This window comes from Amycolatopsis sp. NBC_01307, from assembly GCF_035975215.1.
Lineage (GTDB): Bacteria > Actinomycetota > Actinomycetes > Mycobacteriales > Pseudonocardiaceae > Amycolatopsis.
The window spans coordinates 9,270,209-9,284,510 of sequence record NZ_CP108403.1 but is presented as its reverse complement, the minus strand read 5'-3'; the positions used below and the strand labels follow the sequence as shown (position 1 = coordinate 9,284,510).

Sequence of the window (14,302 nt, the reverse complement as noted above, 5' to 3'; positions counted from 1 at the left end):
CCCCTTACCGGCTCAAGATGCCAGGAAGGGGGCCTTCACGGCATCAGGGGGTTGCCAGAATTAGGACACGTGTCCTAAGTTTCAGGTCATGCGACCTTTCGTGTTCTTCGACGTCCGGACGTCCGACGTGGACGGCACCAAGAAGTTCTTCGCCGACCTGCTGGGCTGGGAGTCCGGCGGACCGCTGTTCACCGCGGACGGAGCTCCGTGGGGCGGCCTCACCGAACTCGCGCCGGACGACGACCGCGCGCCGCAGTGGCTGCCCTACGCGCCGGTGTCCGATGTGGACGACGCCGCGGCGAAGGCCGTGGCGCTGGGCGGCCGGGTCGTGCGCGAGCGCACGGATCTGCCGTTCGGCTCGCTGGTCGTCGTCACCGATCCCGGCGGCGCCGCGCTGGTCCTGTTCCAAGCGGCCTGAAACGCCGTGAAGGCCGCCTCGCGGGTTCGCGAGACGGCCTTCACGGATCAGGAACTCAGGTGAGCGGGCGGAACCCGACGCGCTCGGCGTCCTCGGCGGTGCGGAACCAGACCTCGGCCACCATCCGCGGGAACTGCTCGGACTCGTCGGTGCAGTACCGCAAAGCCGTGACGCTCGCCTTCACCTCGAAGCCGTCGCTGGGCCGGCCGCCACCGGGCCGCGGCATCGCCGAACCGGGGCCGAACGGGCCGGGCGGGACGGAGTCCTCGGCCGACTCGCGGGCGGGCGGGGGCGGCGGCGCGTCCGGCGCAACGCCGACGGCCGTCTGGTTCGGCTGCACCGACGGCTCGAACAGCGAGCCGCTGTGCGCGCCGGTCAGCTCGGGTTCGCGGCGCTCGACCGTGCGCATCGACGGCTGGATCGGCTGCGGCGAGTCGAAACCGCCCCGCACCACACCGCGCGGCTGGCGCTTCGGCAGCACCTGCGTCGCCTCGGCCGGCGTCTCCGGCGGCACGTCCAGGTCGCCACCGGCCGCTTCGTCACCGGCGAAGGCGTACTGCGGCGTCTCGTCGTCCTGGAGTTCGTCCTCGAAGTCGTCCGAGAGGTCGTCCTGGAGTTCTTCCTGAAGCTCTTCTTGGGGCTCTTCCTTGCGGACCGATCCCGGGTGCTCGCCGATGTAGCGGGTGCGCTCCATGGGCTCTTCGAACGCCGAGCGCTGCGACTGCGGCTCGCGGTCGAACCAGTCCGGGTCCGCCGCGTGCGCTGCGGCCGGCGGCTGGAACAGCGACCCACCAGTGTCCGGCTCGAGCTGGTGCTCCAGCTGCGAAAGCGCCGGCGCGGGCTCGTACTGCTCGTCGTCTTCCGGGCTGAGGTACTCCGACGCGGCCGCGCGGTACGGGTCGTCCTGCTCGGGTTCCGCGACCGGCGCCATGACCTGGGTCGCGGACGCCGGGTAGACGTCTTCCGGTTCCGGCTCCGGCCGGTAGTCGTCCACCGGCGGGGTCCGCGGCGGCACCTGCGAGTCCAGCTCCGCGAAGTCCGCGTCGATGTCGTCGTGGACGTCGTCGCGGTTCACCGGCGACGCGGCGACCAGTGTCCCCGGGTACGACGTCTCCTGCGGCCGGGCCTCTTCGTACGGACTCGCGTTGTACCGGCTCTCGTCGTAGGACGGCTCCGGTCGCGTGTAGACCTCAGTACCCGGCGTGGCCAGCCCGGTGGCGTTCGCGGGCGTGCGCGCGGCGTCGGCGTGGGCCTGGGCCAGCGCGCTCTCCAGCTTGCGGACGCTCTTGCGAAGCGGTAGCACCAGCACCAGCCAGGTGAGCAGTGCCCCGACGAAGAAAGCCGCCAGGCTCCACAGCCAAACCTGTCCGAAAATGGACATCTATCCCTGCCCCTAGTTCAGTGCGTGCGCGCTACCAGGTAAGCGGCAACCGACTCGCACGCGTCACGAGCGGGTGACGCGGGCAGCGCGGTGAGCTCGGCACGCGCGCGCTGAGCGTAGTCGGAAAGGGTGACGCGTGCGCGTTCGAGTCCACTACTGACCCGCAGCAGCGCCAGCGCCTCCTCGACCAGGTCGTCGTCGGCGATCGGGCCGGACAGCAGCTCGACCAGCCGGGGATCGGTCCCGGGGTCGGCCAGCGCGTACAGCATCGGCAACGTGCGGACGCCTTCGCGCAGGTCCGTGCCCTGCGCCTTGCCGAGCTCGTCGGACGGCGACGCGATGTCGATGATGTCGTCGGAGATCTGGAACGCCGTACCGATGATGTCGCCGAACCGGCGCAGCGCCTCGATGTACTCGTCCGGGGCGCCGGACATCATCCCGCCGAAGCGGCCGGACGTCGCGATCAGCGAGCCGGTCTTCTGGGCGATCACGGTCAGGTAGTGCGCCACCGCGTCGTCACCCGGTCCGGGGCCGACGGTCTCGCGCATCTGGCCGGTGACCAGCTCGCCGAAGGTCTCGGCGATGATCCGCGCCGCGTCCGTGCCGAGGTCGGCGACCAGCCGCGAGGCGTGGGCGAAGAGGAAGTCGCCGGTCAGGATGGCGATCGTGTTGTCCCAGCGCGCGTTGACGCTCTCGGCGCCGCGGCGCATGTCCGCCTCGTCCATGACGTCGTCGTGGTAGAGCGTGGCCAGGTGCACCAGCTCGACCGCGGCGGCGGCGATCACGACGTGGTCGTCCTGCTTCGGCCCGAACTGCGCGGACAGCAGCGTGAACAGCGGACGGAAGCGTTTGCCCCCGGCCTCGACCAGGTGCAGCGCCGCGTCGTGGACGGCCTGGACGTCGCTGCTGACGACGTCGCGGAGCAGCTTCTCGACGTCGGCCAGCCCGGCGGCGATCGCGCGCAGCAGGGCTTCGTCGGCGATCTGCAGGCCGACCGACGCGCGCAGGTCCTCGAGGGCGCCACCCGGCGCAGCGGGGAGGGATCCCGCCCCGGGGGCTGGGGAAGGCACAGACACGTCGGCTCCGCTCTACTCGTGCACCGGTCGGGTTCTCCCCTGAGCGTAGTGGCTACCCCGCGCCACCGTTTACCCGCTGTCCAGCGGAAACGGTGACGAACATGACATCGTCAGCCGGTCGGGGCCGCGTCGCGCACCCGAGCGCGCAACCACCGGTGACCGGGGTCCCTCGCGAAGCGCGGGTGCCACGCCTGCGCCATCGGCCGGAGGGGCAGGTCGGCGGGTACCGGGAGCGGCCGCACGTCGGTCACGCGGGCCGCGAAGCCGCTGGTGGCCAGGCAGACCAGGTCCGAGGCCAGGACCAGGTTCAACGCGGCCGTCGGCGTCGGGACGACGGCCACGACGTCGCGGCTCAGCCCGTGCTCGGCGAGCACCGCGTCGAACGGCGCTTCGGTGCGGCCGCGGCGGGAGATCACGAGGTGCGGCTGCGCGGCGAGCCGCTGTTCGACGACGATCTCGGAGTCCGGCAGGTCGATCATCCCCAGGTCAAGGTCGATCCGGCCGTCACGCAGCGGCTGGACGTCCTCCTCGCCCTCCGCGACGAACCGCAGCCGCACCCCGGGCGCGGCGGCGCGGGCCGCCGCGATCAGGCCGGGGCCGAGCTGGCTGACCAGGGAGTCGTTGGCGCGCAGGACGAACGTCCGCTGCAGCGTCGCGAGGTCGAACTCGCCGGAGTCGCGGAGCATGCCGCGAGCGCGTTCGACCAGGCGTTCGACGCAAAGCTTAGGTGTCAAGATTGCACTGGACGCAGTACTTAGCCCTGCTTAGCGTTGACCGGCTGGAACACACCCTCCCCCGCGTCCGGCAAGGCCTGCTCACGACACTGATGGCGCTGTGCGTCGTCACGGTCGTCGGCATGGTCGCGGCGATCAACCTGGCCGTGCCGCTGCTGTCGGCGAGCCCGCTGCACCCGTCGCCGACGGCGCTGCCGTGGGTCGTCGACAGCTACGTCGTCGCCTTCGCCTGCCTGCTGATCCCGGCGGGCGCGGCCGCGGATCGCCTCGGCCGCAAGGGAATTCTGCTAGGCGGACTCGGCGCCTTCACCGCGGGCGCACCGCTGTCCGGGTGCGCGAACGACGTCACGCTGGTGCTGGCTGGCCGCGTGCTGAGCGGCGTCGGCGCGGCCGCGGTGATGCCGGCGAGCCTGGCCATCCTGGTCGGCGGCGGCGCGCTGCTGCAGACGGGCTCGTGGCGGGCGTTGTTCTTCGGCGTCGCACCGCCGGCACTGGCTGTCTTGGTCCTTTGTGGACTGTTCGTGCCGCGCACGCCGGTCCACCCGCGGCCGATCGCGCTGCTGTTCACGGCTGGCGTGGTGGCGCTGCTGCTGGGCATCACGTCGGAGCCGTCGGCGGGCTGGGCGAGCGCCGGCGCTGGGCGCGTTCGCCGCGGCCGCGCTCCTGCTCGGCGCGTGGTGCGTGGTCGAACTGCGGATCACGCACCCGATGCTCGACCCGCGGCTGTTCGCGATCCCGGCGTTGCGCGCGCACTGCCTCGCGCTGGTCGCGACGTTCGTCGGGATGTTCTACCTCAACGGCCAGTACCTGCAGCACAGCAAGGGTTTCTCGCCGTTCCTGGCGGGCCTGGCGTTGCTCCCGATGGCCGTGACGCTGTTCTTCGGCCCGCGCGTGACGGTGGCGCTGGCCGGCCGCGTCCGCCCCCGCCTGCTCACGGCGTCCGGCTTGGTGATCGTCGCGCTCGGCCTGGCGGCACTGTCCACAGCGGACAGTGCGACGCCGTATCCGTGGTACGCCTCGGCCACGGTGGTGCTCGCGGCGGGCTGCCCCACGAACGCGCCGGCGTCGGCTCGGGCCTGCAGGGCATAACCCGCGAGCTGGGCAGCGCGCTGGCGGGCACGGTGCTGACCGGCGCCGTCGTGGTGACGACGCGGGTCAGCGGCGCCGGATCTTGACGTCGTCCAGGCAGGTCGAGCTGACGACCAGGTCGCGGAACGGGTAGCCCTCACGCTCGAGCAGCTCCATGACCATCAGCTCGGCCTGGTCGTGGGCTTCGTCACCCGATGCGACGTCGACCTGGACGCGGAAGCTGAAGCCGCCGAGGTGGTGACTGTAGGTGAGCGAGCCTTCGTCGCTGAAGACGGGCCCGGCGGCGTCGTCCGAGGTCAGCCGGGCGAGCAGCTTTTCGCGGACGGCCTGCGCGGGCCGGTCGAACTTGCCCCGGACAAGGACGCGGTAGGTCGGCATGGGCGTAAATATACAGAGCTGTATCCGGATACCGAAGGGATTATCCACCGGGTGGTTCATGATCCACGAAGGGGTGATCAGCGGTTTCGGGCGCAACGGACGCGTCGGACAGGCGGATATTCACGACGTGGAAGAACTGCCGAACCCGACAGCTCTCCCGGTCAGCAAGGAGGCAGCGACATGCGCAGCACAATCGCGAGGCGGGCGGGGCTCGCCGGAACGCTGTTGGTGGCCGGACTCGCCGTGGGCGTCCCGGCGCAGGCCGCGCCGCAGCCGGGCGTGGCCCAGATCGGCTCCGCCGAGTTCACGAAGGTTGACGCGACGATCAAGGTGCCGGTGCAAGGCCAGTGTTCGGTGAGCGGCCCGAAGACAGCCACAGCCCAGACGGTGTCGAAGAACGGAATCACGTTCGGCGGCGGCACCTCGTCCTGCGCGACGACGGTGACGGACCCGAAGACGTCCGCCACGACAACGACATCCACGGCGACGGGCAAGAACTTCGAGCTGTCGGCACTGGTGAGCGCGGGCGGCCCGCGGATCAAGTTGTCGACGTTCAAGGTGACCTGCACGGCAACACACACCCAGACGAACGCCGGCTGGACGTACGGCGGCATGAGCGGAATCACGAACCCGCCGAACCCGGTCCCGGTGGGGTATGTCGTGCCGCTCAAGAAGTCGAACGGAACGGTGCTGGCGAACGCGGTGTTCAACATCCAGAACCTCCCGGGCGACGGCAGCATCGGCTTGACGATGCTGCGCATCAACTTCCTCCTGGCATCGGGCATGACGGGCCAGGTGATCCTGGGCCACACATCCTGCGCGCCGACGCCCTAGGCCCCCTGAGCTGGGGTTTCTTGCCTGGCTGAGCTGATGGGGAACCCTGGTAGGGTTCGAGCCGTCGGATACGCAGGGTGCTCGGGGTGAAGCACTGTGCAAGCTAGGGGAGAGCTGACGTGACTGACGTGGTGTTGGGCCGTGGGTGAGGTCTACGACCCGAGCAAGGACTGGCAGCTACCGGGGCCGAACGGAACCCCCCACGCGGGCTCGTACGGCTCCGGTCCTGGCTCGGGTTCCGGCTCCGGCGGGGGTGGGGCGGGGTTCCAGTACGACGAAGCGACGCTGCACGAACTGGTCAGGGAGTGGAGCGACCTCGCAAGCGAGTTCGAAGACGATCTGAGCTACGCGGCACTGCTGCAGCGAACTGAAGGCCCGGGCACTGAGTACGCAAGCGGAGGCAATGCCGAACGAGTGAGGGCTTCAGGCGAAGCGCTACACGAAACGTTGACGGCGCGCAGCCAGTACTGTCGCTCGATGGCGGAAAAGTTCAGGGCCGCTCTCGGCAAGTACGCGACCGCCGAAGACACTCAGACCACGGAAGTGAAGCGAACCGGAGGCAGTCTCTGATGCGCCGCATACTCATCCCGCTCTGCGCATCGCTAGTGCTTCTCTCAGCTTGCACGACGACCAAGGGCGGAACCGCCTCTCCCTCGAGTTCCTCCACAAGCCAGACTTCACCATCAAACTCGGACACAGAGCTACCTGGATCCGGAATACCCCGAGTTGAATCACCGATCGATATCAGCCATTTCAGGGACGCACCCTGCGACGCGTTGACCGCCGATCAGATCACTCGACTTTTGGGGGCGGGCGTGACACCCAAGCCAGACCTGAACTCTCCGGCGGGTCCAAGCTGCAGCATCCACCCGGATGAGGGCACGCAAGCCTCGATCCTCATTATTTTCAACAACGTCGACAAGCGCGGCCTGACCAGCGTATATCAGGCCGATTATCGGTTCTTCATGCCGCTCAGCCCAGTGGACGGCTTTCCGGTCGCAGCCTATGGACTCGCCGACGATCGAGCCGATCATGGCAGGTGTCAGATCGCCATCGGCACCAGCGATCAACAAACAGTTGATATCACCGTTGCCCAGTCAGAAGACAACATTGGTAAGAAAGACCCATGTGAAGCGGCACGCGAAGTCGCTTCCGACGTGCTGAGCAACCTTCGTGGAGGCAGCTGATGGTTGCCGAAGGTCCTTTGACTGCTGCGGAGATCTATGAGCAGGTCACTGGTGGTGCGGGCATCGGGTCGCTGGCTGATGCGCAAGATGGGGCTGGGCAGTTGACTCACCGGATGGTTGAGCGGGCTCAGCGGATCAGTGCTCTGCGGGCCAAGACCATGGGTGGGTGGCAAGGCGGCGCTGGGGACTCTGCTGCCGATGCCACGCTTCCCCTTGTTCAAGCTGCCGCTGATGATGCTGTTCATCTCGAGACTGCTCGGACTGCCGTTGGTGCTCAGATGGATGCTTTTGGGACTGCCAAGTATTCCGTCAAGCCTGTTGCGCCTCGGCCGCCTGAGATGACTTCTGGGGATCTCTACAATGTTCTCACTGGGGATGGGCAGTCCTACAACTCCAAGGTTTCCGGGTGGCAGGCTGATAGTCAGGGGAACATCGAGGCTTTTGGGGCTTATCACTCCGCCAGTGCCTCCAATGGTGGGCTGATGCCTTCCCAGTACGCGCAGATTGATGACTCCGGCGCCCCTATTTCCTTGGCTACTCCGGGGCAGGATACTCAGGGTAAGACCACTACCGGGCGGACCGCTACCGATGCTGGTGAGTGGGCTCGTAATCCTGGGCAGACCGGGGTTTTCGGGCAGGATCGGGACGTCTCGGCCGGGCGGAATCGGGACGTCTACGGCCAGGACGTCCAGTCTGGGCGTGATCAAGGGCAAGGGTCTTATCAGGTTCCGGGGCAGGCTCCTGGGAGTGGTGCTTTCGATACCACTCATGCCAACAGCTACGTTCCGCCTGCTGCTGCTCAGGATGGGGGGTATCAGTTCGGGCCTACCGGGCAGTCCCTTGGCAATCTCGGCGGTGGGTCGGGTAGCCAGCTGTACGGCGGTGACAGCGGGTCCGGAGGCTTCGGACCAGGCACCGGTGGGTTCGGGCCAGGGACCGGCACCGGCGCTGGTACCGGATCAAGGACTGGAAGCGGGCCAGGCAACGTCGGCGGATATCGCACCGGGACCGGCAGCGGGCCCGGCACCGGCGGCTACCGGAGCGGCAGCCCGAACACCAGTGGCCCGAACACCGGCGGGATCACCCAACGCGGTCCCGGCTCCGGCGCCCGGGTTCCCGAAGAGCGCCTGCCCGGCCGACCCGCCGTCCGCGGTGTTGCCGGGGCTCGCGGTGCCAACGGAGTGCCCATGGGCTCCCCCGCCGGCGGGCGTGGAGCGAAAGATGACGACAAAGAGAAGAAGTCCGCTCCTTACCTGAAGAATCCCGATCCCGACGAGACCTTCGGTGGATTCACCGAGAAGCCCATGCCGCCCGTGATCGGGGAAAGCCGGCCCAAGTCTTAGGCGCCTGGAGGAACGAAGCACGTGGTGCTCAAGGCCGAACTGTCTCTCGGCAACCTGCTCACGGCCATGCGTACCGCGGGCTGCGGGGATCCGCATCCGGTCTTCGCCGGTGGGTTGCGCTACATTCCGCCGTCCATCAGGGAACACACTGATCGCCGGGCCTTTGAAGAGCTCTCCGAATACGGCTTCACCCAGGGCGACGGCTTCACGCCCGAGTTCGACGATCTTCTGCACCTGCTCGACCGGCCCGCGGTCGAGTTCTTCGCTTACGCGCGGGACCAGCGGGAACAGATCGGGGTCCTTGTCGCCGTGCAAGGGCGGACCGCCGTCACCGCGCTCTGTCAGGGTGAGCGCGTCTGGCTCCGGGGTGTCTCGCCTGATACCCATCCCGTCGACGCGCTCATCGCGAACCTGCCGCCTTGCGCGGCCGCGGCCATCAAGCCGTTTTCCCTGTCGCAGCAGGACTTTCGGGACCAGCCCGGCAGCGAGGTGTTCGACGACGCCCCGGGCCGCAGCCGGGCCGCGCAGAAGCTCGATGAGCTCGTGAAACAGAAGCACAGCGGGATCGGGCAGTTCTACGCCGCCAAGCGGGAAGAGGGGCTTCGCGTCGAAGCTGACGGCTCTTTCGGCTACCTCGACGTCGATGCCGGGCGGGTTGGGATCGGGGTGGCCGATCAGTTCATCAGCGTCATGCCCGGGGATCCCGTCGTGCTGGGGCGGAAGGTCGCAGCACTTCTGGACAACTGAAAGGGCCGCCACCCTCAACGAGAGAGTGACGGCCCTGGAAGACGAACTCAGGAAGCGAAGCCGCCCGCGCCCGCCCATGACAGGGCGAATGCCGGGACCAAGCCCAGGACCAGCGTCACGGCCGTGCCCAGGAAGATCGCCGTTCCGGTGCCGAAGCCCGGGATCGTCACCGTGGGGCCGTCCGCGGCCGGCTCGGAGAAGTACATCAGGACGATCACGCGCAGGTAGAAGAACGCCGCCACCGCGCTGAACACCAGGGCGATGACCACCAGCGGGGCCATTCCGTCGGACAGCGCCGCCGAGAACACGACGAACTTGCCGACGAAGCCCGACGTCAACGGGATGCCCGCCAAGGCCAGCAACAGGAACGTGAACACCGCGGCCACCAGTGGCGACCGTTTCGCCAGGCCCGCCCACGCCGAGAGGTGCGTTGCCTCGCCCGACGAGTCGCGGACCAGGCTGATCACGCCGAACGCCGCCAGCGTCGTGAAGCCGTACGACAGCAGGTAGAACAGCGTGCTCGACAGGCCGTTCTCGGTGATCGAGATCGCGCCGATGAGCAGGAAGCCCGCGTGCGCGATCGACGAGTACGCGATCATGCGCTTGACGTCGGTCTGGGTCAGGCCCAGCACCGCGCCGATCAGCATCGAGATGATCGCGACGCCCCAGAGCACGCCGCGCCACTCCCAGCTCGTGGAGCCGAACGCCACCGACAGCACGCGCAGGATCCCGCCGAACGCGGCGACCTTCGTGCACGCCGCCATGAACGCCGTGACCGGGGTCGGCGCGCCCTGGTAGACGTCCGGGGTCCAGGTGTGGAACGGGCCGACCGAACCCTTGAACAGCAGGCCGACGACCAGCAGGCCGAGGCCGGCGAACAGCAGCGTGTCCGAGCGGTCCGAACCGGCCGCCGCGGCGGCGATGTCGCCCAGCTTCACGGAGTTCGCGTAGCCGTACAGCAGCGCGAGGCCGTAGAGGAAGAACGCCGAGGAGAACGCGCCGAGCAGGAAGTACTTGACCGCCGACTCCTGCGACAGCAACCGCCGACGCCGGGCCAGGCCGCACATCAGGTACAGCGGCAGGGACAGCACTTCCAGCGCGATGAACATCGTCAGCAGGTCGTTCGACGCGGTGAACGCCATCATGCCGCCGAGCGCGAACAGCGTCAGCGGGAAGACCTCGGTCTGCATGGTCGTCGCCGTCTGCGCGCGGTCCTGGACCGTGCCCGGGCGGATGCCGGCCTGCGCGACCAGCGCGCCGCCCGGCTCGACGACGCGGTCCGAGATCAGCAGCACCGCGCCGACCGCCAGGGCCAGCAGCGTGCCCCAGAGGAACAGCGCCGGCTTGTCGATCGAGATCGCGCCGCTGAACGTCTTGACGCCGCCCGCGGGCGCGTCGGTGAGCGCGTACTTGATCAGCCAGCCGCCGGCCGCGAGGATCGCCACCAGGCTCAGCCCGACCTGCGTGCCGAACCGCGAGCGCTTCGAGGCAAACGCTTCCACCAGCACGCTGAGGCAGGCCGCGCCGAAGATGATCAGCACCGGCAGCACGGCGTTGTAGTCGACCGACGGCGTCGCGATCGGTGGTTCCGGCGCCTGGGTCAGGAGGATGTCGAGCACGGGTTACTTGCCTCCCTGAACCGCGGACAGCGTCTGCTGCACCGTCGGGGTGACTGTGTCGAGCACCGGCTTCGGGTAGAAGCCGAGGACGATGATCAGCACGACCAGCGGCGCGAGGATCGCGATCTCCCGGCCGCTCAGGTCCTTGATCACCTTGGTCGCGCCCGGCTCGGTCACGGTCGCGGTGGCCACGGCGCCACCCGACTCGACGCCGGCCGGGGTGGCCCCGCCGCCCTTGGCGGGCGGCACCAGGGCCGCTCCGCGGAGCGGACCCTGCATGACGCGCTGGTAGAGCCAGAGGACGTAGGCCGCGGCCAGGACCATGCCGACCGTCGCGAGGATCGTGTACACCGGCTGGTCCACGAAGGCCCCGATGAGCACCAGGAACTCGGAGACGAACGAGTTGGTGCCCGGCAGCGACAGCGTGGACAGCCCGGCGAGGAGGAACAGGCCCGCGAGCAGCGGGGTCACCTTCGCCATGCCGCCGTAGTCGGAGATCTTCGTCGAGCCGCCGCGCGCGACGACCAGGCCGATCACCACGATCAGCATGCCGGTCGCGAGGCTGTGGTTCAGCATGTACGTCGCCGAGCCGATCATCGCCTGCTCGTTGAACGCGAAGATGCCGAGCGAGATGAAGCCGAAGTGGGCGATCGAGACGTAGGCGATGAACCGCTTCATGTCCCGCTGCCCCGCGGCGAGGATCGAGCCGTACAGCACGCCGATCACCGACAGCACCAGCACCAGCGGCGCCAGGGTCCGGCTCGCGTCCGGGAACATCGGCAGGCAGTAGCGCAGGAAGCCGAACGTGCCGACCTTGTCCAGCACACCGACCAGCAGGACGGCGACGCCGATCGGCGCCTCCCCCGCCGCGTCCGGCAGCCAGGTGTGGAACGGCACGAGCGGCGCCTTGATCGCGAACGCCAGGAAGAAGCCGAGGAACAGCCAGATCTGCGTGCTCAGCGGCGCGTCCCGGACGACCGTGACCAGCGTGGCCCAGTCGAACGTGCCGTGGCCGAGCTTCTTGTCCGCCAGCGAGTACGCCCCGATCGCCGAGGCCAGCATGATCAGGCCGCCGAGGAACGAGTAGAGGAAGAACTTCACCGCCGCGTACTGCCGGTTCGCGCCGCCGTAACCGCCGATGAGGAAGTACATCGGGATCAGCATGATCTCGAACAGCACGTAGAACAGGAAGACGTCCGTCGCGGCGAAGACGCCGATGGTGAGCGCCTCCTGCAGCAGGATCAGCGACAGGAACCCGCCGGCGCTGCGGCCGGGCGGGAGCTTGTCCATCGTGCCGAGCCCGCCGACGACGATCGGCACCAGCAGCGCGATCACCGCGATCATGATCAGCGAGATGCCGTCGGTGCCGAACGCGATGTGCACCCCGAAGCTCGGGATCCAATCGAAGCTCGACGTCATCTGCAGCCGCGCGCCGGACGGCGAGTAGCTGAGCCAGAACGGGATGATCAGCAGGAACTCGAGGATCGAGAAGGCGAGCGCGGCCAGCACCGCGGCGCGGTCGTTCCCCTTGAGGAACGCCAGCACCAGGGAGCCGACCAGCGGCACCAGGATGAGGATCAGCAACCAGGTCATCAGGAGAACCTCACCAGCAGGAGAGCCGCCAGAAGCAGGAACGTGCCGCCGAGCATCGACAGCGCGTAGGACCGGACGAACCCGGTCTGCAGCCGCCTCAGCCGGCCGGAGCCGCCGCCGAGAGCGGCGGCGAGGCCGTTGACCGCGCCGTCGACGCCGCGGTTGTCGACGAAGACCAGCGCCCGCGAGAGCCAGGTGCCCGGACGGGCGACCAGCGTCTCGTTGAGGGTGTTGCCGTACAGGTCGTTGCGGGCGGCGCGGGTGACGAACGAGACGCGCTCCGGCCGCTCGACCGGGACGGGACGGCGGAAGATCAGGTACGCGGCCAGGAAGCCCGCCAGCGAGACCGCGACGACGATCCCGGACATGAGCCACTTGTCGATCGCCAGGTGGGCTTCCGGTGCCTCGCCGACCACGGGAGCCAGCCAGTTCTTGAACCGGTCACCGAGCGAGAAGAACGCGCCCGCGCCGACCGAGCCGACCGCGAGGATCGCCATCGGCACCCACATGATCGGCTTGGACTCGTGCGGGTGGAAGTCGCGGCCGTCGGCGCTCTTGATTTCCTTCCAGCGTTCCTTGCCGTGGAAGGTCATCACCATCAGGCGGGTCATGTAGAACGCGGTCAGCCCGGCACCCAGCAGCGCCGCGCCGCCCATGACCCAGCCGCGCCAGCCTTCCTGGGCGAAAGCCGCTTCGATGATCGCGTCCTTCGTCCAGAAACCGGACAGCAGCGGGAAGCCGATCAGCGCGAGATAACCGAGGCCGAAGGTGATGTAGGTGATCGGCATCTTCTTGCGGAGGCCGCCGAACTTGCGCATGTCGACTTCGTCGTTCATGGCGTGCATGACCGAACCGGCCCCGAGGAACAGCCCGGCCTTGAAGAAGCCGTGCGCCACCAGGTGCATGATGCCGAGCGCGTACGCGGCGGGCCCGATGCCGACGGCCAGCATCATGTAGCCGATCTGGCTGACCGTGGAGTACGCCAAGACCTTCTTGATGTCGTCGTAGGCGCAGCCGATCACACACCCGATCAGCAGGGTCACCGTGCCGACCAAGGTGACGATCAGGCGCGCGTCCTCGGTGGCGTTGAAGATGTCGTGCGAGCGGGCCACCAGGTAGACGCCCGCGGTGACCATCGTCGCCGCGTGGATCAGGGCCGAGACCGGGGTCGGGCCCTCCATCGCGTCCGGGAGCCAGGCCTGCAGCGGGAACTGGCCGGACTTACCGCACGCGCCCAGCAGCAGGAAGATCGCCATCGCGGTGATCGCGGCCGGCGGGAACTTGCCGGCGCCCACCGCGTCGAAGACCTGCGCGTAGCCGGTCGAACCGGCGTACTTGAACATGATGAAGATCGCCAGCGCGAGCCCGACGTCACCGACGCGGTTCATCAGGAACGCCTTCTTCGCCGCGGTCGCGGCGGACGGGCGGCCCTGGTACCAGCCGATGAGCAGGTAGGACGCGAGACCCACGCCCTCCCAGCCCAGGTAGAGCGTCACGAAGCTGTTGCCCAGCACCAGGATCAGCATCGAGGCGACGAAGAGGTTCAGGTACGCGAAGAAGCGGTACCGGGCCTCGTCGTCGGCCATGTAGCCGATCGAGTAGAAGTGGATCAGCATGCCGACGCCGGTGATGAGCAGCACGAACGTCAGCGACAGGGCGTCGACCCGGAGCCCGAAGTCGATCTGCAGCGCGCCGGCCGGGATCCACGAGTAGAGCTTGGTGTCCGTGGTCTGGCCCGTGTCGGCGGTGAAGAACAGGATCAGGCCCCAGACGAAGGCCAGGGTGACGGTGGCTGTTCCGAGCAGATGCCCCCAGCCCTTCGCGCGCTTGCCCATGAGCAGCAGGACGAGCGCGCCGAAGGCAGGGAGGGCCACCAGCAGCCACGATGATGCGGTCACTCGGT

The 14,302-nt window shown here is 68.5% G+C and carries 14 protein-coding genes and 2 pseudogenes; 8 read left to right on the top strand and 8 right to left on the bottom strand.

Annotated features, from left to right (window positions below):
- Positions 1 to 88 precede the first annotated feature (88 nt).
- Positions 89 to 418, top strand: a complete 330-nt coding sequence (locus OG439_RS41585) for a VOC family protein (RefSeq protein WP_326945937.1) — start codon at positions 89 to 91, stop codon at positions 416 to 418.
- A 55-nt stretch (positions 419 to 473) separates the two neighbouring features.
- Here the strand turns inward: OG439_RS41585 and OG439_RS41580 are convergent, their stop codons facing one another.
- The 3 genes from OG439_RS41580 to OG439_RS41570 all read right to left on the bottom strand — a co-directional run bounded on the left by OG439_RS41580 (position 474) and on the right by OG439_RS41570 (position 3,609).
- Positions 474 to 1,799: a sunset domain-containing protein gene (locus OG439_RS41580; RefSeq protein ID WP_326945936.1), complete on the bottom strand. Its 1,326-nt coding sequence runs from the start codon at positions 1,797 to 1,799 to the stop codon at positions 474 to 476.
- Between the two features lie 17 nt (positions 1,800 to 1,816).
- Positions 1,817 to 2,869, bottom strand: a complete 1,053-nt coding sequence (locus OG439_RS41575) for a polyprenyl synthetase family protein (protein WP_305879382.1) — start codon at positions 2,867 to 2,869, stop codon at positions 1,817 to 1,819.
- A 116-nt stretch (positions 2,870 to 2,985) separates the two neighbouring features.
- Positions 2,986 to 3,609, bottom strand: a complete 624-nt coding sequence (locus OG439_RS41570) for a LysR substrate-binding domain-containing protein (RefSeq protein ID WP_326945935.1) — start codon at positions 3,607 to 3,609, stop codon at positions 2,986 to 2,988.
- A gap of 92 nt (positions 3,610 to 3,701) precedes the next feature.
- On the opposite strand from OG439_RS41570, the pseudogene OG439_RS50485 reads away from it, so the two are divergent.
- A pseudogene (locus tag OG439_RS50485) lies at positions 3,702 to 3,974 on the top strand (MFS transporter); the annotation flags it as partial.
- Positions 3,975 to 4,290: 316 nt separating this feature from the next.
- On the top strand, positions 4,291 to 4,698 hold the full coding sequence (locus OG439_RS41560) for a hypothetical protein (protein WP_326945933.1): 408 nt from the start codon (positions 4,291 to 4,293) through the stop codon (positions 4,696 to 4,698).
- Positions 4,699 to 4,764: 66 nt separating this feature from the next.
- Here the strand turns inward: OG439_RS41560 and OG439_RS41555 are convergent, their stop codons facing one another.
- Together OG439_RS41555 and OG439_RS41550 are read right to left on the bottom strand one after the other, a co-directional pair.
- The gene (locus OG439_RS41555; protein ID WP_326945932.1) at positions 4,765 to 5,076 is read right to left on the bottom strand and encodes a DUF6204 family protein; all 312 of its coding nucleotides are present in this window, start codon (positions 5,074 to 5,076) and stop codon (positions 4,765 to 4,767) included.
- 161 nt (positions 5,077 to 5,237) lie between these two features.
- Entirely contained in the window at positions 5,238 to 5,837 is a 600-nt protein-coding gene (locus OG439_RS41550; protein ID WP_326945931.1) for a hypothetical protein, read from the bottom strand.
- Positions 5,838 to 6,051: 214 nt separating this feature from the next.
- On the opposite strand from OG439_RS41550, the gene OG439_RS41545 reads away from it, so the two are divergent.
- The 5 genes and pseudogenes from OG439_RS41545 (at position 6,052) to OG439_RS41525 (ending at position 9,187) form a co-directional block, all read left to right on the top strand.
- On the top strand, positions 6,052 to 6,480 hold the full coding sequence (locus tag OG439_RS41545; RefSeq protein ID WP_326945930.1) for a hypothetical protein: 429 nt from the start codon (positions 6,052 to 6,054) through the stop codon (positions 6,478 to 6,480).
- Positions 6,480 to 7,097, top strand: a complete 618-nt coding sequence (locus tag OG439_RS41540; protein WP_326945929.1) for a DUF3558 domain-containing protein — start codon at positions 6,480 to 6,482, stop codon at positions 7,095 to 7,097. The genes OG439_RS41545 and OG439_RS41540 overlap by 1 nt, the downstream gene beginning before the upstream one ends.
- A pseudogene (locus tag OG439_RS41535) lies at positions 7,097 to 7,354 on the top strand (PPE domain-containing protein); the annotation flags it as partial. The gene OG439_RS41540 and the pseudogene OG439_RS41535, both read left to right, overlap by 1 nt.
- Positions 7,355 to 8,284: 930 nt before the next feature.
- The gene (locus OG439_RS41530) at positions 8,285 to 8,440 is read left to right on the top strand and encodes a hypothetical protein (RefSeq protein WP_326951823.1); all 156 of its coding nucleotides are present in this window, start codon (positions 8,285 to 8,287) and stop codon (positions 8,438 to 8,440) included.
- A gap of 21 nt (positions 8,441 to 8,461) precedes the next feature.
- Complete coding sequence (locus tag OG439_RS41525; RefSeq protein ID WP_326945928.1) at positions 8,462 to 9,187, top strand: ESX secretion-associated protein EspG; 726 nt, start codon at positions 8,462 to 8,464, stop codon at positions 9,185 to 9,187.
- 47 nt (positions 9,188 to 9,234) lie between these two features.
- Here the strand turns inward: OG439_RS41525 and nuoN are convergent, their stop codons facing one another.
- The 3 genes from nuoN to nuoL are packed head-to-tail and all read right to left on the bottom strand — an operon-like array spanning position 9,235 to position 14,297.
- A complete protein-coding gene (nuoN, locus tag OG439_RS41520; RefSeq protein ID WP_326945927.1) occupies positions 9,235 to 10,806 on the bottom strand; it encodes an NADH-quinone oxidoreductase subunit NuoN in 1,572 nt (523 codons plus the stop codon).
- Positions 10,807 to 10,809: 3 nt separating this feature from the next.
- Positions 10,810 to 12,399: an NADH-quinone oxidoreductase subunit M gene (locus OG439_RS41515; protein WP_326945926.1), complete on the bottom strand. Its 1,590-nt coding sequence runs from the start codon at positions 12,397 to 12,399 to the stop codon at positions 10,810 to 10,812.
- Entirely contained in the window at positions 12,399 to 14,297 is a 1,899-nt protein-coding gene (nuoL, locus tag OG439_RS41510) for an NADH-quinone oxidoreductase subunit L (protein WP_326945925.1), read from the bottom strand. Before nuoL ends, OG439_RS41515 begins: the two co-directional genes overlap by 1 nt.
- Positions 14,298 to 14,302 lie beyond the last annotated feature (5 nt).

Coding starts and splice junctions, on each gene's coding strand:
- OG439_RS41550 (WP_326945931.1), bottom strand. CDS start 5,837: ATGCGCAGCATCGTCAAGCCGATGCTGCCGTCGCCCGGGAGGTTCTGG.
- OG439_RS41515 (WP_326945926.1), bottom strand. CDS start 12,399: ATGACCTGGTTGCTGATCCTCATCCTGGTGCCGCTGGTCGGCTCCCTG.
- OG439_RS41540 (WP_326945929.1), top strand. CDS start 6,480: ATGCGCCGCATACTCATCCCGCTCTGCGCATCGCTAGTGCTTCTCTCA.
- OG439_RS41555 (WP_326945932.1), bottom strand. CDS start 5,076: ATGCCGACCTACCGCGTCCTTGTCCGGGGCAAGTTCGACCGGCCCGCG.
- OG439_RS41530 (WP_326951823.1), top strand. CDS start 8,285: ATGGGCTCCCCCGCCGGCGGGCGTGGAGCGAAAGATGACGACAAAGAG.
- OG439_RS41585 (WP_326945937.1), top strand. CDS start 89: ATGCGACCTTTCGTGTTCTTCGACGTCCGGACGTCCGACGTGGACGGC.
- OG439_RS41580 (WP_326945936.1), bottom strand. CDS start 1,799: ATGTCCATTTTCGGACAGGTTTGGCTGTGGAGCCTGGCGGCTTTCTTC.